This window comes from Pseudomonas sp. P2S-1, assembly GCF_057197725.1.
In genome coordinates this window covers 3,095,120-3,115,000 of sequence record NZ_CM170068.1, presented here as the reverse complement: position 1 = coordinate 3,115,000, position 19,881 = coordinate 3,095,120, and the positions used below count along the sequence as shown (strand labels likewise).

17 protein-coding genes and 2 rRNA genes (1 of these 19 running past the window's edge) are annotated in these 19,881 nt (G+C 64.2%); 15 read left to right on the top strand and 4 right to left on the bottom strand.

Translation table 11 applies throughout. The annotated features are described in order from the left end of the window. Together AC2CQI_RS13670 and rrf are read left to right on the top strand one after the other, a co-directional pair. A 23S ribosomal RNA gene (locus AC2CQI_RS13670) occupies positions 1-443 on the top strand; it begins 2,448 nt to the left of the window's first position. A gap of 134 nt (positions 444-577) precedes the next feature. Beyond that, positions 578-693 (top strand): 5S ribosomal RNA (gene rrf / locus AC2CQI_RS13665). Between the two features lie 100 nt (positions 694-793). Here rrf and AC2CQI_RS13660 read toward each other — a convergent pair. Beyond that, positions 794-1,093: a hypothetical protein gene (locus AC2CQI_RS13660; RefSeq protein ID WP_484580450.1), complete on the bottom strand. Its 300-nt coding sequence runs from the start codon at positions 1,091-1,093 to the stop codon at positions 794-796. Between the two features lie 195 nt (positions 1,094-1,288). Between AC2CQI_RS13660 and AC2CQI_RS13655 the strand changes: the two genes are divergently transcribed. From AC2CQI_RS13655 to AC2CQI_RS13645, 3 genes are all read left to right on the top strand, one after another. Continuing rightward, a complete protein-coding gene (locus AC2CQI_RS13655; RefSeq protein ID WP_075803658.1) occupies positions 1,289-1,792 on the top strand; it encodes a sigma-70 family RNA polymerase sigma factor in 504 nt (167 codons plus the stop codon). Next, entirely contained in the window at positions 1,792-2,745 is a 954-nt protein-coding gene (locus AC2CQI_RS13650; RefSeq protein ID WP_484580449.1) for a FecR domain-containing protein, read from the top strand. Before AC2CQI_RS13655 ends, AC2CQI_RS13650 begins: the two co-directional genes overlap by 1 nt. Positions 2,746-2,834: 89 nt before the next feature. Beyond that, complete coding sequence (locus tag AC2CQI_RS13645) at positions 2,835-5,291, top strand: TonB-dependent siderophore receptor (RefSeq protein WP_484580448.1); 2,457 nt, start codon at positions 2,835-2,837, stop codon at positions 5,289-5,291. Between the two features lie 118 nt (positions 5,292-5,409). On the opposite strand, the gene AC2CQI_RS13640 is transcribed toward AC2CQI_RS13645, so the two are convergent. From AC2CQI_RS13640 to AC2CQI_RS13630, 3 genes are all read right to left on the bottom strand, one after another. Beyond that, positions 5,410-7,800: a TonB-dependent siderophore receptor gene (locus tag AC2CQI_RS13640; protein ID WP_484580447.1), complete on the bottom strand. Its 2,391-nt coding sequence runs from the start codon at positions 7,798-7,800 to the stop codon at positions 5,410-5,412. A 76-nt stretch (positions 7,801-7,876) separates the two neighbouring features. Then, on the bottom strand, positions 7,877-8,821 hold the full coding sequence (locus AC2CQI_RS13635) for a FecR domain-containing protein (protein WP_484580446.1): 945 nt from the start codon (positions 8,819-8,821) through the stop codon (positions 7,877-7,879). Further along, positions 8,818-9,333, bottom strand: a complete 516-nt coding sequence (locus tag AC2CQI_RS13630; RefSeq protein WP_484580445.1) for a sigma-70 family RNA polymerase sigma factor — start codon at positions 9,331-9,333, stop codon at positions 8,818-8,820. Before AC2CQI_RS13630 ends, AC2CQI_RS13635 begins: the two co-directional genes overlap by 4 nt. Positions 9,334-9,590: 257 nt before the next feature. Here AC2CQI_RS13630 and AC2CQI_RS13625 point away from each other — a divergent pair, with 257 nt between their 5' ends. From AC2CQI_RS13625 to katG, 10 genes are all read left to right on the top strand, one after another. Further along, complete coding sequence (locus AC2CQI_RS13625; RefSeq protein WP_484580444.1) at positions 9,591-10,718, top strand: phosphoribosyltransferase domain-containing protein; 1,128 nt, start codon at positions 9,591-9,593, stop codon at positions 10,716-10,718. Further along, a complete protein-coding gene (locus AC2CQI_RS13620; protein ID WP_484580443.1) occupies positions 10,708-11,466 on the top strand; it encodes an HAD family hydrolase in 759 nt (252 codons plus the stop codon). Before AC2CQI_RS13625 ends, AC2CQI_RS13620 begins: the two co-directional genes overlap by 11 nt. Further along, on the top strand, positions 11,459-12,556 hold the full coding sequence (locus tag AC2CQI_RS13615; protein WP_484580442.1) for a cysteine protease StiP domain-containing protein: 1,098 nt from the start codon (positions 11,459-11,461) through the stop codon (positions 12,554-12,556). The genes AC2CQI_RS13620 and AC2CQI_RS13615 overlap by 8 nt, the downstream gene beginning before the upstream one ends. Beyond that, on the top strand, positions 12,553-13,518 hold the full coding sequence (locus AC2CQI_RS13610; RefSeq protein WP_484580441.1) for an HpcH/HpaI aldolase/citrate lyase family protein: 966 nt from the start codon (positions 12,553-12,555) through the stop codon (positions 13,516-13,518). The genes AC2CQI_RS13615 and AC2CQI_RS13610 overlap by 4 nt, the downstream gene beginning before the upstream one ends. Then, positions 13,502-14,092, top strand: coding sequence for a TerD family protein (locus AC2CQI_RS13605; RefSeq protein ID WP_075803667.1), 591 nt, complete (start codon positions 13,502-13,504; stop codon positions 14,090-14,092). Before AC2CQI_RS13610 ends, AC2CQI_RS13605 begins: the two co-directional genes overlap by 17 nt. Beyond that, positions 14,089-15,249: a TerD family protein gene (locus tag AC2CQI_RS13600; protein ID WP_484580440.1), complete on the top strand. Its 1,161-nt coding sequence runs from the start codon at positions 14,089-14,091 to the stop codon at positions 15,247-15,249. The genes AC2CQI_RS13605 and AC2CQI_RS13600 overlap by 4 nt, the downstream gene beginning before the upstream one ends. A gap of 50 nt (positions 15,250-15,299) precedes the next feature. Further along, complete coding sequence (locus AC2CQI_RS13595) at positions 15,300-15,749, top strand: tellurite resistance TerB family protein (protein WP_484580439.1); 450 nt, start codon at positions 15,300-15,302, stop codon at positions 15,747-15,749. A gap of 45 nt (positions 15,750-15,794) precedes the next feature. Further along, positions 15,795-16,793: a TerC/Alx family metal homeostasis membrane protein gene (locus tag AC2CQI_RS13590; protein WP_484580617.1), complete on the top strand. Its 999-nt coding sequence runs from the start codon at positions 15,795-15,797 to the stop codon at positions 16,791-16,793. Between the two features lie 21 nt (positions 16,794-16,814). Further along, positions 16,815-17,393 (top strand): TerD family protein, encoded by a 579-nt coding sequence (locus AC2CQI_RS13585; protein WP_484580438.1) that lies wholly within the window; start codon positions 16,815-16,817, stop codon positions 17,391-17,393. A 245-nt stretch (positions 17,394-17,638) separates the two neighbouring features. Further along, complete coding sequence (gene katG / locus AC2CQI_RS13580; RefSeq protein WP_075803672.1) at positions 17,639-19,777, top strand: catalase/peroxidase HPI; 2,139 nt, start codon at positions 17,639-17,641, stop codon at positions 19,775-19,777. Positions 19,778-19,881: the final 104 nt, after the last annotated feature.

Genomic DNA, 19,881 nt, shown 5'->3' with positions numbered 1-19,881 from the left:
CCGCCCAAGAGTTCATATCGACGGCGGTGTTTGGCACCTCGATGTCGGCTCATCACATCCTGGGGCTGAAGCCGGTCCCAAGGGTATGGCTGTTCGCCATTTAAAGTGGTACGCGAGCTGGGTTTAGAACGTCGTGAGACAGTTCGGTCCCTATCTGCCGTGGACGTTTGAGATTTGAGAGGGGCTGCTCCTAGTACGAGAGGACCGGAGTGGACGAACCTCTGGTGTTCCGGTTGTCACGCCAGTGGCATTGCCGGGTAGCTATGTTCGGAAGAGATAACCGCTGAAAGCATCTAAGCGGGAAACTTGCCTCAAGATGAGATCTCACTGGAACCTTGAGTTCCCTGAAGGGCCGTCGAAGACTACGACGTTGATAGGTTGGGTGTGTAAGCGCTGTGAGGCGTTGAGCTAACCAATACTAATTGCCCGTGAGGCTTGACCATATAACACCCAAGCAATTTGTGCGTAAGCCGAATTGTGGTGGTGAAGACGCAATGAACCGAAAGTTCGTGCAAACCACAAATGTCACATACCCGATTTGCTGAAGCGTCGAAAGACGATTTGGCACACAGAATTTCTTGACGACCATAGAGCATTGGAACCACCTGATCCCATCCCGAACTCAGCAGTGAAACGATGCATCGCCGATGGTAGTGTGGAGCTTCTCCATGTGAGAGTAGGTCATCGTCAAGATTCAATTCCGAAACCCCTATCTGCGAATGCAGGTAGGGGTTTTGTCTTTTCCGGCCCGAAAAAGGCAAAAAAACACGGGGCCTTGAGGGCCCCGTGAGATTTATACGAATGCCTGGGGCGCAACGCCTCGTGGCAGACGGCAACGATCGGGAAGGGCGGCCAGGCGGGTGCGCCAGTTGGCCCTGAAGCAGAAGGCGGCGGCTTTCGCTTGTACCTGACTCACCTGGCGCTGCTTGCGCAGTTCAGCCAGGGACGGTGCTTTCTTCACCGGCGCGGCCTCCACCTTGGCCAGCGAGCGCTGGCACGATTTGCAATCCACTTCGGCTTCTACCGCGCTGACGCTCAGGCTGTTACCGACGCGACCACAGGCGACGCTGTCGCCATTCGTTGAGTAATGCATTACCAAAACAGTACATCTCCATGCTGCGGAACAAAAAAGCCGGGCATTTTCTCACAGCCGGGCGACGAGATGCCGCGTCCCGTCGGTCTGTACTCATCTTGTTGCAATTGCCAGCGCGGCCTCGGCACAGATAGAATTGATAGCAATTCTTACTTACATTAATGCCGTCCCTTCAGCCGGCGCCCAGTGGTCTCTATGTCGTTGACTGATCGCGCCTCCCATCCGCATATCGAATCCCTGTATTGCGAGCATCACGGTTGGCTGCATGGCTGGCTGCAGCGCAAGCTGGGCAACACCTGCGATGCTGCTGACCTGGCCCACGATACGTTCATTCGCCTCCTGGTCAGACCGACGCGCAGCTTCGGCAGCGAGCCCCGGGCCTTGCTGACCCATATCGCCAAAGGCCTGGTGGTCGACCGCTGGCGACGCCAGGATGTCGAACGCGCCTACCTGGAAAGCATTGCCCACTTGCCCGAGGCGGAAGTGCCGTCGCCGGAAACCCGCTGGCTGATCCTCGAAGCGCTGCAGCGCATCGACGCCATGCTGCGCGAAATGCCCGGGCGCACGCGCCAGACTTTCCTCCTCTCGCAGATCGACGGCCTGACCTATCAGCAGATTGCCGACCAGCTCGGCGTATCGCTGATCACGGTCAAACGCGATATGCGCGACGCCTTCATCGCCTGCCTGAGCGTCGCCTGATGAGTCCCAACATCGACCCGCTGATCCTCGGCGAAGCGGCCGACTGGCTGGTGCAATTGCAATCCGGCGCCGCGACCGAGGCGGACCACCGTGCCATCCAGTTGTGGCGCAACCGCAGCCCGCAACATGCCCTTGCCTGGCAACGTGCCGAAGCCCTGCTCGGTGATCTGCGCGCGGTCCCCGGCAGTCTTGCCAGCGAGACCTTCCAGCGCCTGAACACCAGCAAGCGTATGGGGCGCCGCCAGGCCCTGCACCGCCTTGGCCTGTTCCTGCTGGCAGGACCTGCATTGTGGATGGCCTATCGCGAACTTCCCTGGCAGCAGTGGAGTGCCGACCAGCGCACCGCCACTGGTGAGCAGAAAAACCTCGTCCTGCCGGATGGCACGCAGCTGCTGATCAACACCGGCAGTGCCGTGAACATCGTCTTCGATGCCCGGCAGCGGCGGATCAAGCTGCTGGAGGGCGAAATCCTGATCACTACGGCCAAGGACCCGGTTCGCTCCTTTATCGTCGAAACCCGCCACGGCACTGCACGTGCGCTGGGCACCCGCTTCAGTGTCCGGGTCGATGGACAGCACAGTCAGGTGGTCGTCACCGAAGGTGCCGTGGAAATGCGCCCGGCCCACGCTGACAAGTCGCTGATCGTCAACGCGGGGGAACAAAGCACCTTCAGCAGCGAAGCGCTTGCCGCGGCGCAGCCCCTGGACGCCGCCGCCCTCAGTTGGGAACACGGCATGCTGCTCGCGCGCAACATGCGCCTGGACGATCTGCTCTCCGAGCTTGGCCGCTACCGCTCCGGCGTGCTGCGTTGCCACGACGAGGTCGCCGGGATGACCGTCTCCGGTGCCTTCCCCCTGAAAGACACCGACGCCAGCCTGCGCCTGCTCCAGGACACCCTGCCGATCCGCATCAGCAGCCTGACCCGTTACTGGGTGGCGATCGAGCCGCGCTGAAATAAATCGCGATTGGCCTGATACCTTTTTCCAGCTCCTTCGGTGAGGAAGTGAATCCTCACTTTTCCTTTTGCCGACAGGAGCTTTGCATGACGTCCAGGCCGTTGCAGTCCGTTTCCCGAATCAGCCCTCCACGTGTTGCCATGAAGGCGCTGAGCCTGGCTGTCGCCCTGGCGGCCCTGATCCCTGCCTACAGCGTTACCGCCGCTGAAGCGCAGCAGAACAGCGTCACTCGCAGCTACAGCATCGCCCCGGGTGCATTGGGTGATGTCCTGGCCCAGTTCGCCGTGATGTCCGGCGTGCCCTTGTCCTTCGATGCCAAGCTGCTTAACGACCGGCACAGCGCCGGCCTGCAAGGCAGCTACAGCGTGGAAGGCGGATTCGCACAACTGCTGCAGGGCAGCGGCTACGTTCTGCAAAGCCTCGGCAGTAACGGCTATACCCTGGCTCCGGCCGCCAGCGACGGTGTACTGCAACTGGACGCCACCAACGTCAATGCTTCCACCGGCTTCGCCGACGATACCTATGCCGGTGGTCAAGTGGCCCGTACCGCGCATCTCGGTGTACTGGGCAACCGCTCGATCAACGACGTGCCCTTCAGCGTCGTCAGCTACACCTCGAAGGCCATCGCCGATCAGCAGGCCCGCACCGTTGGCGACGTCCTGCTCAATGATGCCGCCGTGCGCCAGTCGGCCGGCTTCGGCAACTTCTCCCAGGTCTTCACCATCCGCGGCCTGCCGCTGCAGAGCGACGACATTTCCTTCAATGGGCTTTACGGCGTTCTGCCCCGGCAGATCATCAATACCGAGGCGGTCGAGCGGGTCGAGCTGTTCAAGGGCCCCAATGCCTTTATCAACGGCGTAGCCCCACAGGGCAGCGGTATTGGCGGCAGCGTCAACCTGGTGCCCAAGCGCGCCGAGGACACCCCGACCCGCAGCGTGACCCTGGACTACACCAGCGACACCCAGGCTGGCGGACACCTCGATCTCGGCCAGCGCTTCGGCGAGGACAACCGTTTCGGCGCGCGGATCAACCTGGCCCAGCGCGGTGGGGAGACCGCCATCGACGACGAGAAAAAACGGACCTCGCTGATCGCCGTCGGCCTCGACTACCGCGGCGAGCGCCTGCGCCTGTCCACCGACTTCGGCTACCAGAAACAGCGCATCGACAACGGTCGTGCGGTGGTCTACCCCAATGGCACCAAGGTCCCCCACGCCCCCTCGGCGAAGAACAACTACGCCCAGGACTGGAGCTGGTCGGAGCTGGAAGACACCTACGGCATGCTCAACGGTGAATACGACCTCAACGACAACTGGACGGCCTACGCCGGCATTGGCGCCAAGCACACCCGGGAGAACGGCGTTTACTCCTCGTTGTATGTGGGCAACGACGGCAGTGGTCGTACGGGCTTTCTCTATCCGCCCCATGACGAAGACAACAAGAGCGCGGTCGCCGGCCTCAATGGTCGCTTCAACACCGGCTCGGTCAGTCACCAGATGAACCTTGGCCTGTCCGGCATGTGGGGCGAGCAGCGTTCGGCGTACGAAGCGATCCTGGTGGCCAATCGCCCGGTGGGCAACCTATACGACCCGATCCCGGTGCCGCGTCCGACCAATACCTATTTCGGCAGTGATATCCACGACCCGCGTATCGTCGGCAAGAACCGCATCAAGAGTGTCGCCCTGTCCAACACCTTCGGCTTTATCGACGACCGCGTACTGCTGACCCTCGGCGTGCGTCGCCAGACCCTCGAGGTCGATGCCTGGAACACCGCCACCGGGGCGCGCAACAGCAACTATTCCGAATCCATCACCACTCCGGTCTACGGCCTGGTGCTCAAGCCGTGGGAGCATGTGTCGTTCTATGCCAACCGCATCGAAGGCCTGGCCCAGGGCCCGACCGCGCCGCTGACCAATGTCACCAACCCTGGCGAGGTCTTCCCGCCCAAGCGCAGCAAGCAGACCGAGGCCGGGGTCAAGCTGGACTGGGACAGCTACGGCGCAACCCTCGGCGTGTACCGTATCGAGCAGCCCAACAACTCCACCAGCTACACCCCGGGTGTGGCTCTGGGGACCTTCAATGTCGATGGTGAGCAGATCAACAAGGGCGTCGAGCTGAATGTCTTCGGCGAGCCGCTGGAGGGCCTGCGGGTGCTGGCTGGTGCAACCTGGATGGACACCGAGCAGAAGAACACGGCCAATGGCGCCACCGATGGCAACCGCGCCGCCGGCGTCCCGCGCTTCCAGTTCAACCTCGGTGGCGAATGGGATGTGCCGGGTATCCAAGGCGCCGCGCTCAGCGGACGCTTGCTGCGCACGGGCGGTGAATACGTGAATGCGGCGAATACCTTGAGCATTCCGGCCTGGACCCGGGTCGATCTCGGCGCCCGCTATGGCTTCAAGGCGGACGACAAGTACATCACCCTGCGCGCCAATGTGGAGAACGTGGCGAACAAGGCGTACTGGGCGTCGGCGTCGACGGCGAACAACTACCTGACCCAGGGTGAGCCGCGGACCGTGAAATTATCCGCGACCGTGGATTTCTGAGACACCGTCGGGGACCGCTTTGCGGTCCATCGCGGGCAAGCCACGCTCCTACAGGAGTACGCGATAATCTGTAGGAGCGTGGCTTGCCCGCGAAGGGCTGCAAAGCAGCCCCGGCTTTTTAGAATCCAGCGCTGATCGAAGCCACCACCGAAGCCGGCTCTCCCGCATAATTCCCCGAACTGGCAATCGTCTCGATGTAATCCCGATCCAGCACATTGCGCGCATTCAACGACACCCGCAGGTGCTCGTTGATGTCATAGAACAGGCTCATGTCCACCCGCGCATACCCACCCGTGCTGTAGCTGTTGGCCAGGTCGCCATAGCGCTTGCCGGCAAAGAACACCCCGGCACCGGCGCCCAACCCGCGCCAAGGCCCTTCCTGCAATTGATAGGTCGACCACAACGACCCGCTCACCACCGGCACCCCCTCCAGTCGATTGCCTTCCTCCAGCCGGGTGTCCTTCACCAGCTTCGCATCCAGCAATGCGATGTTTCCGATAACGTTCCAGCCATCCTGTAGTTCGCCGCTGACATCCAGCTCCACCCCGCGTACCCGCTGTTCACCCGTCTGGATCGAGTAACTGCTGTCCAGCGGATCGGTAGTGGACAGGTTCTCACGACGAATCTCGAAGGCCGACAGGGTGGCCGCCAGCCGCTCAGGAATCAGCTCGTACTTGGCGCCAATCTCGTACTGCTCGCCCGTCTCCGGATCGATCACGCTGCCATCCCGGGTCAGGCGATTCTGTGGGGCGAAGGAGGTGCTGTAGCTGGCATACAGGGCCAATCTCTCACTGGGCTGCCAGACAATTCCCGCCCGGGGCGAAGTGTCCGACGGATCGATATGGATATCGCTGTAGCTGCCACTGGCGGTGTAGTTGCGGTTGCGCTGGGTGACCTGGTCCCAGCGCACGCCGAGCAACAGCTTCCACTGTTCCGTCAGGTCGATCTGATCCTGCAGATACACGCCGTAGCTTTCCTGATCGAAGCGCGAGTCCTCGCCGAAGGTGAACGGCCCCGGCTGCGCGCCGTACACCGGGTTCCAGATATCGATGGAGGCCACGGAGGCCCGCAGCATGGTCACGGCGCGGCGCCCCTTGACCGTTTCCACGCCACCCAGCAGTTGATGGTGCAACCCGGCCGTGTCGAAGCGGGCGACGGCTTCGAACTGGGCACTGAGGGAGCGCGCGGTTTCGTCGAAGTCGGTAGCGCGCCGCACCAGGGTGCGGCCGTCGGCCTGCAAGGTGCGCTGGGAGATATTCAGCATGGTCTTGTTCGACTCGTCCCAGCGGGTGATCTGGCGCAGGGTCAGCCAGTCGTTGAGGTCGTGCTCCAGGCGAAACCAGGCGGCGCGCTTGTCGCTGTCGCTGTGGGACCACGGCTCCTCGAGAAAAACCTTGTGCCGTGAATCGACCCGATCGCCGATCACTTGTAGTCCGCGGTCGTAGGGCGCGTCGGTCTCGGTGTATTCCAGGCCCATGTCCAGGCGCGTGCTGTCGTCCGGGTTCCAGGACAGGGAAGGGGCGAAGTGACGGCGATGACTGTCACGAAAATGATCGCGGAAACTGCCCTCGGTCTGGTAGGCCATGGCCAGGCTTCCTGCCAGACCGTGCTCTGCGGACAGCGGGCCGCTGAGCCAGGCTTGGCCGCGCTGATAGTCGAAGGAGCCGGCTTGCAGCTTGACCTGCGCCTCGGCCGTCAGCGTCGGCCGGCGGGTCACGATATTGATCAGCCCACCCGGATTGCCTCGCCCGTACAGTACCGAGGCCGGGCCCTTGAGCACTTCGATGCGCTCGACGCCGACCAGGTCGGTGAGGATCTCCGGGCGCACCGCCAGGGAGTTGGTGAGGATCCCGTCGATGGCATAGGTGGTGCCCTGGAAGCCGCGCACGATAAAGCTTTCGACGCTGCCGCCATGGGTATTGCCGCGCTGGATGCTGCTGACGTTGCTCAGGGCGTCGGCCATGCTGTTGGCCTGCTGGTCCTCCAGGACCTGGCGCGGCACCACCTGGATCGACTGCGGGATATCGCGAAGGGCGGCGTCGGTCTTGGTCCCGACCGTGCTGTGCGAGGCCGTGTAGCCGGTTAACGGGCCGATGGCCGAGTGCTGCACACCGTGCAGGCCGGAGATGGTCGTCGCGTCCAGTTGCAGCGCCGAAGATGTGGCGCGCGAGCGCAGGATCCAGGTATTGCCCGTCTGTGGTACGGCCTCCAGCGAGGTGCCCCGCAATAATTGCTCGAAGCCCTGGGCGATGCTCCAGTCGCCTTGCAGGCCAGGGCTGCGCAGGTCGCCGAGCATGGCCGGATCGAGGGGCAGGTTGACTCCGGCGCGGGCGGCGAAGGCAGCCAGGGTTTCGCTTAACGGGCCGGCAGCGATGGCGTAGCGCTGGGTGCCTTCGGCCAGGGCCAGGGGCGCGGCCAGCAGGCTGCCACCCGTCAGCAGCGGTGTGGCGATGGCCCGGGCGAGCAGGGCCAGGCGGAACAGGGAAGAAGTCGGAACGGGCTTGCGCATGGGGGATTCCTGATCGCGAAAAATGACGGTTTCAGGAAGAGGACACCCCGCTCCGGAAAAACCCGACACGGTTTTTTCAGGCGGCTACCAGGGTGACCCAATAGCGTGTCATGTACTGCACCCGCACGGGGAAGGCCAGGGCGAGGGCGGCGAGGGCGGCATCCGTATCAGCCAACTGGAAGGCCCCGGAAATCCGCAGCTCCGCCAGCTCCGGTGCGCAGCGGATCCAGCCATGGCGGTAGCGGTTCAGTTCCTCGGCGAAATCTGACAGACGCATCCTTTCCACGCGCAGGACGCCATCGGTCCAGTCCATCGATTTCACCGGCGTGGTCAGCTTCGTCACTTGTCGGGCGGTCAGGGTCGCCTGTTCGCCGGCGGCAATGCGCAGCCCGCCGTGGCTGGCCTCTCGCGGAGTGGCCATTACCGCGCCTTCGATCACCTTCAACAGCTCGTTCCCGGCCTGCTGGTGCACCGAGAACTGCGTGCCCAGCGGGCGGAACGAACCATGGTCGGTGGTCAGCAGGAAAGGCCGGGGATCGCCGGCGGTCTTCACGAAGACTTCGCCACGGCGTAGTCGCACGCTGCGTATGTCCGCGTTGAAATGGATATCGACGGCGCTGTCGGTATTCAGGTGCAGTTCAGTGCCATCGGGCAGGCTGATGCGCCGGCGTTCGCCGACCCCGGTGCTGGCGTCGGCCATCAAGGTGTCGAGGGTGCCGCTGCGCGAAAGCGTCAGGCCCAGCGCGCCCAGCACCACCAACGAGGTCAGGGCCTTGAGCGCGGTCCGCCGGTCCAGGCTGGCGGGGCGTTGCAGGGTGGAACGGCCGATGGCGGTCGGTATGCAGCGCACCTGGCTGCTGAAGCGGCTCGCCAGTTGCCAGGCGCGTTCGTGCTCGCTATTCGCGGCTCGCCAGCGGGCGCAGTCCGCGTGTGCCTGCGGGTCGGCATCGGCTGCTTGCAGACGCAGGAACCAGTGCGCGGCCTCGTGGGCAATTTCCCGGGAAATGGGCGCAGCGCTCATGCCCATTCACCCGATGCCAGCACGATGCACTCCGCGTAGCCCTGCACCAGCCAGCGCTGCACCGAGCGCACATTGACCGCCATCAGCACGGCGATTTCCTCTTGGGTATGGCCCTCGATCTGCGACAGCAGGAAGGCCTGGCGGGCCTTGCGCGAAAGACGTGCCAGCACCTGCTCCACTGCATTCAGCGCTTCGAGGATCGCCGCATGGTGCTCGGCACTCGGGGCCTCTTCCTCCGGCAGCGTTGCCAGTGCCTCCAGATACGCCCGCTCCAGCGAGCGCCGGCGGTAGAGGTTGGCCAGCAGGCGCCTGGCGATGGTCGCCAGGTAGGCCCGGGGTTCACGCAAGCGCGGCTCGGGCTGTGGTGCGCAGAGCAGGCGCACGAAGGTGTCCTGGCTCAGGTCCGCCGCATCGCAATGGTTCTGCACGCGGCGCTGCAGCCAACCGAGCAGCCAGGCGTGATGGCTGCGGTAGAGCTGTTGCACGGGAGCGTGATGCGGTGGTGGTGGCATAGGGCAGGGCTGGAACTGCTATTTGAGAATGGGTTGCATTCTATGGTCTTGCCGGGAATGCTGGCAATGACCTGTTGCGGCCTTGCCCTGGCGGACGATGTTTATCCCCGGGACCGTTACCGGGGAGGCGGTCCCCACGAAAATCCCCTTTTCGCCACTGTCTTGCGGAATCGTCCTACGGCCCGTCCAAGGGCATACGGCTTACCCTGTTCGCCCGAATGAACGCCGCCAGTGCGTCATCTCCAACAGGAAGCCGTATGGACACCAACGCAGTCGCTCCCACCCTTGGCACCCGGCTCAAGCGCGGGTTGCTGGAGGTCTTCGTCGATGGCGACGCGGACTCGGCGCACGCCCTTTTCGGCATCGCCGAGCGGCGCAATCCCCGGCGCGCGTTCCTCTTCGTTTCCCGGGTGCTGGGTCGGCATGTTCCGGTACGGCCCGCAGTCATGGCGGCCAGCTTCGAACGCCTGGCGGCGGGGATTCCCGCCGACCTGCCCGGTCCGGTGCTGGTCCTGGGCCTGGCGGAAACTGCCGTCGGGCTCGGTGCCGGCGTGCACCGTGCCTACAGCAAGCGCCGTGGCGACAGCGTCTATCTTGTCACTACCCGGCACCCGTTGGGTGGCGAACTGCTCTGTCGTTTCGAGGAGGAGCACAGCCACGCCAGCGCCCACCTGATCCACCTGCCCGATGACCCGGGGCTTCGCGAAGCGGTACTGTCCGCCCGTTCGCTGATCCTGGTGGATGACGAAATCTCCACCGGCAAGACCTTCGTCAACCTGCACCGGGCCCTGGTCGGCGCCGGCCTGTCACGGATCGAGCGGGTGGTCACCTGCGTACTGACGGACTGGTCCGCAGGGGCGGTTGGCGATGCGATCGGCGGCGGGGTGAGCAGCGTCTCGCTGGTAAAGGGCGCATACCGTTTCCATGAAGATCCGGTGGCTGCCTTGCCGGACATGCCCGAGGTCGCTGCGGTGTCCGTGGGTGAGTGGCCCATCGACCCGCGCAACGACTGGGGGCGCCTGGGCGTGCGCCATGTCGACGACAGCCTGGTGCCGGGCCTGCAGGTCCAGGCTGGCGAGAAAGTCCTGGTGCTCGGTACCGGCGAGTTCGTCTGGCGCCCCTTCCTGCTGGCCGAGCGCCTGGAGCGGGCGGGAGCCGAGGTGCATTTCAGCGCGACCAGTCGTTCGCCGATCGCCCTGGGGCATGCCATCGGGCATGCGCTGTCGTTCCCTGACAACTATGGCCAGGGGATTCCCAACTTCCTCTACAACGTGCGCCCCGGTCAGTTCGACCGGGTCCTGCTGTGCAGCGAAACGCCTGCCGCGGCGGTATCCGCCGAGCTGGTCGGGTTGCTGGGCGCCGAGGTGATCGTCGATGGTCACTGAGCGCCCGCTGATATTCGTCGACCTCGACGACACCCTGTTCCAGACCGCCCGCAAGATGCCCGAAGGCGAGCCACGGATTGTCGCCAGCCTGGATGTGCAGGGGCAGCCCAACGGTTTCATGAATCCGGTACAGGACCAGTGGGTTCGCTGGTTGCTGTCCTGCGCCGATGTCGTGCCGGTCACTGCCCGCAGCCGCGAGGCCTGCAGCCGGGTCAGACTGCCATTTCGTCACGGCGCGATCTGCTCCCACGGCGGGAGCCTGCTGCATGCCGACGGCTCGCTGGACAGCGACTGGCAGGGGCAGATGAGCGAGGCCCTGAACACAGTACAGGCGCGCTTGCCGTTGCTCAGTGAAACCCTGCTGTGCATCGGCGAGAAACTGGGCCATTCGCTGCGTAGCTGGGTGGCGGGGGAGGCCGGCCTGCATCACTACGTGGTGACCAAGCACAACGGCAACGACGATGGCGTGCTTGCCGGGGTGCTGGCGCGGGCCCGGGAGCTCGGCCTGGTGGAGGGGCTGCAGGTTCATGCCAACGGCAACAACCTGGCGTTCCTGCCTGTGGGCCTGGGCAAGCGCCTGGCGGTAGCCGAGTGGCTACGTCGCGACCGGGCCTGCCACGGCGATCGTCCGGTCGTGGGCATCGGCGACAGCATCACCGATCTCGGCTTCATGGACCTCTGTCATTTCTGGGCGACCCCGGCGCGCAGCCAGTTGGCCCAGGCCGTGGAGGGCCTTCTCGGTGACTGATGCGATGCCATCCCTGGACACCGTGGGAAGCGGCAGCTATGCCCGCGACGATGTGCATGTGCTCTTGCGCCCGGTGTGCCTGCCGGCGACCGATGTGCGGGAAAAGGAACGCCTGATCCAGACCAACCGCAAGCACTATTCGGAAATGATCGGCCAGGAGCTGGCGCCCGGTGAGCTGCACCAGCAGCTGTACGTGAGCGCGCTGGCGCGCAATGGTGCACGCATGGCCGCCGAGGTCCAGGGGCTGGCGTTGGCCCTGGCCCGCGATTGCGTTGGTCCGGCCATCGTCCTGGTGTCCCTGGTCCGCGCCGGCCTGCCCCTGGGTGTGTTGCTGCGCCGGGCATTGCTGGACCTGGGACGCGAGGTGCATCACTACGGCATCAGCATCGTCCGTGACCGGGGTATCGACCAGGTAGCGCTAGAGGCCATCGTCCTGGCGCATGGTGCTGAAAATATCGTCTTCGTCGACGGCTGGACCGGGAAGGGCGCGATTGCCGGTGAGCTGGAGCGCAGCCTCGCGGGCGATCCGCGCTTCCCCGGCAGGCCGCGCCTGGTGGTGCTCGCCGACCCTTGCGGACGCGCCTGGATGGCGGCTTCGGCCGAGGATTGGGTGATTCCTTCCGGCCTGCTCGGGGCCACGGTATCCGGACTGTTGTCGCGCTCGATCTGGCCCGCTGCCGGGGGCCTGCATGGCTGCCTGATGTACGAGCACCTGCGTGGACATGACGTCACCCGGGCATTCATCGAGCGCATCGAATCGGAGCGCCATGGTCTCGGTGCCATCCAGCGGGCCCGGCCTTGGACGCACGCGCAGCGCGAAGCCCAGCAGGCGGCGGCTGACACGGTGGTATCTAGCTGTTCCGAACGCTTTCGCATCGACAACCCGAACCGGGTGAAGCCCGGTATCGCCGAGGCGACCCGGGCCGTCTTGCGGCGTGTCCCCGAGCGGGTGTTGGTGCGTGATCGCCGCGACCCCGACGTTCAGTTGCTCCTGCACCTGGCCCGCAGCCTGGATGTGGCAGTCGAGGAGACGGGTACCGAACTGGGGCCGTACCGCGCACTGACCCTGATCCGGAGCGCGAATCGATGAGCACGATTTCGCCCTTCGCCCTGGGTGCGACCCTGTATATGCCGGCCACCCGCCGCGATCTGCTGGATGTGGTCCGTGGCCTGCGGATTCCTGGCTTGCGCTCGCTGGTCGTGTGCCTTGAGGACGCCGTGTCGGCAGGTGATGTCGAGCATGGCCTGGCCAGCCTGCGTACTCTTCTGCAGGATCTGGACGCACGGGGTGGCCGCAGTGGACATGGCCCGTTGCTGTTCGTTCGTCCGCGCGATGCGCAGATGGCTGCGCAGCTCAACGACTGGCCCCTGATGACGCATGTCGACGGTTTCGTCGTGCCCAAGCTGACCCTCGTGTCGCTACCGGCCTGGGCCGCTGCGGTGAGCGATCCGCGGCTGTGCCTGATGCCGACCCTGGAGACTGCTGAGGTCTACCAACCGGGGGCGATGGTCGAACTCGGCCTGGCCCTGAAAAGCACGCTGGCCCAGCGCATCGTCGCCTTGCGCATCGGTGGCAACGACCTGCTGGCATGTCTCGGGCTGCGCCGCAACCCGGCGACCACGCTCTACAGCACTCCTCTGGGCTACGTGATACCGATGCTTGCCGGCGTGATGGGGGCCCAGGGCTTCGCCCTGACCGCGCCGGTGTTCGAGCAGCTCTGCTCACCTCGCCTGCTTGAAGACGAACTGGCACTGGACCTGGCCCATGGCCTGGTCGGCAAGACCGCGATCCATCCCAGCCAGATCGGCGTTATCCAGGATGCCCTGCGGGTGTCCCGCGAAGACCTCGACAGCGCGCGCCGGATAACCACCGACGCAGCCCCCGCGGTGTTCCGCCACAACGATGCCATGTGCGAGCCGGCCACCCATTGCCAATGGGCACTCAACATTCTCGAACGCGCCAGGTGGCATGGGCTCAAGCCCGGCGGCCTGTGCGGCAAGCAACAAAAAACAATGACCGACATGGAGCCTGAACATGGCACTCACCCTTAGCAAGAACCAGAGCATTTCCCTGGAAAAAACTGCCGGCAGTGGCCTGACGGCGGTCAGCCTCGGGCTGGGCTGGGACCCGGTCAAGCCGACAGGTCTCTTTTCCCGGATGCTGGGCGGCGGCACGGCCATCGACCTCGACGCGTCGTGCATTCTGCTGGACAGCGCGCTGGCGCAGGTCGATCTGGTGTGGTTCCGCCAGTTGAGCTCCCGTGACGGCGCCGTCCGTCACTCCGGTGACAACCTGACCGGAGAGGGTGACGGCGACGACGAGGTGATCCAGGTCGACCTGCAACGTCTGCCCTCCAAGGTCCAGCACCTGGTCTTCACCGTGAACAGCTTTCGCGGGCAGACCTTCGACAAGGTCGAGAATGCCTGTTGCCGCGTCGTCGACCAGAGTGGGCAGCAAGAGCTGGCGCGCTTCGACCTGGCGGAAAAAGGTGCGCATACCGGTGTCGTCATGGCCAGCCTGAGCCGCAGCGGCAGCGACTGGATCTTCACGGCCATTGGCCGCTGCACCCTTGGCCGGACCGTGGACGACCTGGTCAGCCTGGCCGTCCAGGCGGTGCGCGGATGAGCACGCTGACCCCAGGTGGCAACGTTGCTGTGACGGGCGGGCAACTGCGGGTTGCCGTGCACTTCAGCCCAGGCATCGACCTCGATTGCTCGGCCTTCGCCCTCGACGCCAGCGGCAAGGTGCGGGGTGATGACGACATGTGTTTCTACGGCCAGCCCAGCATTCTTGGCGGTGCCGTGCAGCTCGGCGCCAACGCTGCCGGCAAGGCGCAGTTCGATATCGATCTGCAACGCCTTGACCCGCAGGTAGAAAAGATCGCCCTGACCGCCACCTTTCACGAGAACAAAGGCTGTTTCGACCAGCTCGCCACGCTCGCGCTGAGCGTGACCGGTGGCATCGACGCGCAGATCCCGACCCGGGGGATGAGTGAAAGTGCATTGATCCTGGGTGAGCTTTACCGCCGTCAGGGCCACTGGAAACTGCGCTGTGTCGGGCAGGGCTTTGTCGGTGGCCTTGAGCCGCTGGCACGGCACTTTGGTGTCGATATCGCGACCCCGGCGCCAGCTCCAGTTCCGGCCCCGACGGCAAGCGTCAGCCTGAGCAAGGTCTCCCTCGACAAGACCCGCTCCAGCATCAGCCTGGACAAGTCCCCCACCGGCTTCGGCGAGATCCGCGTCAACCTGGACTGGAACCGCAGCCCTGGCGCTGAAAGAGCCAAGGGAGGCCTGTTTGGCGGCCTGCTGGGCAAGCGCAGCACGGCGGTCGACCTCGACCTGGGTTGCCTGTTTGAACTGCGGGACGGCTACAAGGGTGTGGTCCAGGCGCTGGGTAACAGCTTCGGCGACCTGGTTTTCGAACCCTACATCAAGTTGATGGGTGATGACCGTACCGGCTCGCAGGCGGGTGGCGAGTGGCTGCATATCAACGGCCAGAAATGGAGCGAGATCCGGCGGATCCTGATCTTCGCCTACATCTACGAGGGCGCGCCGGACTGGAAGGCCACCGACGGCGTGGTGACGCTCCACGTCCCCGGCCAGCCGGACATCGAAGTGCGCATGAACGAGGAGGGCGGGCGCCACGGCATGTGCGCGATCGCCCTGCTGGAAAACATCGATGGCGCGGCGAAGGTGTCGCGCCGGATCGATTTCCACCGGGGCCACAAGGACCTGGATCGTGCTTATGACTGGGGCATGCGCTGGACGGCCGGCTCCAAATGACAGTGACCGGGCGGGACCTGCCTGGTGCCGTCCATCGAGGAAAAACCTGAATGCTCGAATGGCTTAAAACCAATGCGGCCAAGGCCCGTGGAACCCTGGCGGCCGAAGTCGCGAAGTACCGCAACCGCACGTTCATGGAGGCCGTCGCCAACGGCTGCGCGCTGATGTCCGCAGCCGACGGCGAGATCAAGTCGCAAGAGAAGCTGAAGATGACCGGCTTCATCAAGGGCTCCGCCGAACTCAAGGTCTTCGACCTCGACGAGGTGATCGGGGTGTTCAGCGCGGCTTGCGGCAAGTTCGAATTCGACTTCCAGATCGGCCAGGCCGAGGCCCTGAAGGCTATCGGCAGGATCAAGGGCAAGGACGGCGAGGCGCGCCTGCTGGTGCGGGTGGTCTGCGCCGTCGGTGCGTCCGATGGCGACTTCGATGCGAAAGAGAAGGCGGTTGGCCGCCTGATCTGCCTGGAGCTGGGCCTGGACCCGGCCGATTTTCAATTGTAAGGAACGCCCACCTTGGAAACGACTCTCGGTTTTCCACCGCTGACCATGGCGGTCTTCGTCGGCCTGGCGCTTGCCGCGCTGTTGCTGGACATGCTCACCCACCAGAACGACAAACCCATCACCCTCCTGCGCGCCTCGCTCTGGTCGGTGTTCTGGGTGGCCATTTCCCTGGCTTTCGCCGGCTTCCTCTACGTCCAGCACGGTGCCGAGATGGCCAGCCTGTTCGTTACCGGCTATGCCCTGGAGAAGGTCCTCTCGGTCGACAACCTGTTCGTCTTCATGGCGATCTTCGCCTGGTTCAAGGTCCCCGACGGCCTGCGCCACCGCATCCTGTACTGGGGCATCATCGGCGCCATCGTGTTCCGTGGCGTGTTCGTCGTCATCGGTACCGGCCTGCTGGCATTCGGGCCCTGGGTCGAGATCCTCTTCGCCCTGATCGTGGCCTGGACGGCGGTGATGATGCTCAGGAGCGGTGGTGACGACGACAAGGAGGAGGACTACTCCGACCACATCGCCTGTCGCTTTGCCAGGAAGCTCTTTCCGGTCTGGCCGAAGCTCCATGGCAACAACTTCTTCGTCAGCCGCAAGACGCTCGAAGTAGAGATTCGCAAACCGGAGCACCAGGGCATGACCCTGGCCGCCAAGGGCGGTCTGTTCGCCACGCCGCTGTTCCTCTGTCTGGTAGTGGTGGAGGTGTCCGATGTGCTGTTCGCCTTCGACTCGGTACCGGCGGTGATCGCGGTCAGCCGCGAGCCGCTGATCGTCTACTCGGCGATGCTCTTCGCCATTCTCGGCCTGCGCACCCTGTACTTCGTGCTCGAAGCGCTGAAGCGCTACCTGGTCCATCTGGAAAAAGCCGTGGTCGCCTTGCTGTTCTTCATTGCCGCCAAGCTCGGCCTCAACGCCACGGACCATCTCTTCCACCACGGTATCAGCATCGACCCGAACACCAGCCTGCTGGTGGTCATGGTCGTCCTGACCCTTGGCATCCTCGCCAGCGTGATCTTCCCGCAGAAGGAAGAGTCGCCGGCCAATCCCCAGTAGCACTCATAAAGGAAACACAACATGGCTGTAAGTCTGTCCAAAGGCGGCAACGTCTCCCTCTCCAAGGAAGCACCTGGCCTGAGCGAAATCATCGTTGGCCTCGGCTGGGACCCGCGCGTCACCGATGGCACCGAGTTCGACCTCGACGCGTCGGTGTTCATCACCGGTGAAAGCGGCAAGGTCCTGAGCGACGCCAGCTTCATCTTCTACAACAACAAGCTCTCCGCCGACGGCTCCGTCGAGCATCAGGGCGACAACCGCTCCGGCCAGGGCGAAGGTGACGACGAGCAGGTCAACGTCAAGCTCACCGGGCTGGCGGCCGAAGTGAAGAAACTGGTATTCGCCGTCACCATCCACGACGCCGAGGCGCGCAAGCAGTCCTTCGGCCAGGTGAGCAACGCCTACATTCGCGTGGTGAACAAGGCGGATGGCAAGGAAATCGCCCGCTACGACCTGTCCGAAGACGCCTCCACCGAGACCGCGATGATCTTCGGCGAGCTCTACCGGCACAACGACGAGTTCAAGTTCAAGGCGATCGGCCAGGGCTTTGCCGGCGGTCTCAAACCGCTGGCCGAAGCGCACGGGGTGAGTATCGGCTAAGCCGTATTCGTCCTGTTGGCGAGCCCCGAATGTCCGGGGCTCTGCTTTACTTTCTCCCGCAACCTTTACCGCCTGTCGTGACTTCCCACGATGCAATGGAACTTACGGATCGGGTGCAAAGAAGAAAATCGCTATCGATCCCATAATATTCATAAATTTGTTCCATAAAGGTTGCCGTTTTAGTCTTTGCCTATCGTCGGTCGCAGCACAGGGCCGGTCTGCTGAGGAAAAAGGAGAAAGCAGCAATGTCGAACCAAGGTAAGTGCCCGTTCCACAACACATCCGGCAGTGGTACCAGCAACCGCGACTGGTGGCCGAATCAACTGCGTGTGGACCTGCTCAACCAGCACTCGGATCGTTCGAATCCGCTCGGGGAACAATTCAACTACCGCGAAGAGTTCAAGAAGCTCGACTACTCCGCGCTCAAAGCCGATCTGAAGAAGCTCCTGACCGATTCCCAGGACTGGTGGCCGGCTGACTGGGGCAGCTACGGCGGCCTGTTCATCCGCATGGCCTGGCACAGCGCCGGTACCTACCGCACCGTGGACGGCCGTGGTGGCGCCGGTCGTGGCCAGCAACGCTTCGCGCCGCTGAACTCCTGGCCGGACAACGTCAGCCTGGACAAGGCCCGTCGCCTGCTGTGGCCGATCAAGCAGAAGTACGGCCAGAAGATCTCCTGGGCCGACCTGATCATCCTCGCCGGCAACGTCTCCCTGGAGGCCTCGGGCTTCCGCACCTTCGGCTTCGGTGCCGGGCGTGAAGACGTCTGGGAACCGGACTACGACGTCAACTGGGGCGACGAGAAAGCCTGGCTGACCCACCGCAACCCGGAAACCCTGGCCAAGAATCCGCTGTCGGCCACCGAAATGGGCCTGATCTACGTGAACCCCGAAGGCCCGAACGCCAGTGGTGACCCGGCCTCCGCTGCGGCAGCCATTCGCGCCACCTTCGGCAACATGGCCATGGACGACGAGGAAATCGTCGCCCTGATCGCTGGCGGTCACACCCTCGGCAAGACCCACGGCGCCTCTGCGGCCAGCCATGTCGGTGTCGATCCGGAAGCTGGCGGTATCGAGTCCCAGGGCCTTGGTTGGGCCAGTGGCTATGAAAGCGGCGTCGGCGCCCACGCCATCACTTCCGGCCTGGAAGTGATCTGGTCGCAGACCCCGACCCAGTGGAGCAACAACTTCTTCGAAAACCTGTTCAAGTTCGAATGGACCCAGACCCGCAGCCCGGCCGGTGCCATCCAGTTCGAAGCGCTGGACGCCCCGGAGATCATGCCTGACCCGTTCGACCCGTCGAAAAAGCGCCGGCCGACCATGCTGGTGACCGACCTGACCATGCGCTTCGACCCGGGCTTCGAGAAGATTTCCCGTCGCTTCCTCAACGACCCGCAGGCCTTCAGCGAAGCCTTCGCCCGTGCCTGGTTCAAGCTGACCCACCGCGACATGGGCCCGGTGGCTCGCTACCTCGGTCCGGAAGTGCCGCGTGAAGAACTGATCTGGCAAGACCCGCTGCCCAAGGCGGTGCACAACCCGAGCGCGGCGGACATCGCCGACCTCAAGGCGAAGATCGCCCAGGCCGGCCTGTCGGTGGGTGAACTGGTCTCGGTGGCCTGGGCTTCGGCCTCGACCTTCCGCGGCGGTGACAAGCGTGGTGGCGCCAACGGTGCACGCCTGGCCCTGGCGCCGCAGAAGGACTGGGCGGTCAACCAGATCGCTGCCGGTACCCTGGATCGCCTGAAAGCGGTGCAGCAGGCATCGGGCAAGGCCTCGCTGGCTGACGTCATCGTGCTGGCCGGTGTGGTCGGTGTCGAGCAGGCGGCGAAGGCGGCGGGTGTCAGCGTCCAAGTGCCGTTCGCACCGGGCCGTGTCGATGCGCGTCAGGACCAGACCGACGTCGAGTCCTTCGAATTCCTCGAACCGCTGGCCGATGGTTTCCGCAACTACCGTGCAAGCAGCAGCGCCGCGACCACCGAATCGCTGCTGGTGGACCGTGCGCAACTGCTGACCCTGACCGCGCCGGAACTGACTGCGCTGGTGGGTGGCCTGCGGGTACTGGGCACCAACTTCGATGGCAGCCAGCACGGTGTGTTCACGGATCGCGTCGGTGAGCTGAGCAACGACTTCTTCGTCAACCTGCTGGACATGAACACTGTCTGGAAAGCGGCGGACGAGACCACCGAAGTCTTCGAAGGGCGTGACCGCAAGACCGGTGAAGTGAAATACACCGCGACCCGCAACGACCTGGTGTTCGGTTCCAACTCGATCCTGCGGGCTTACGCCGAGGTCTATGCCAGCAGCGACGCCAAGGAGAAGTTCGCCAAGGACTTCGTCGCGGCCTGGACCAAGGTCATGAACCTGGACCGTTTCGACCTCGCTTGAGGTGATGTGCTGAGGTAAACCAAGGCCCGGTGAAGTTCTGCTTCACCGGGCCTTTTTTCGTCCGTGCTTCCGGCTACAATGCCGCCCCCTCGAACCCCTTTGAA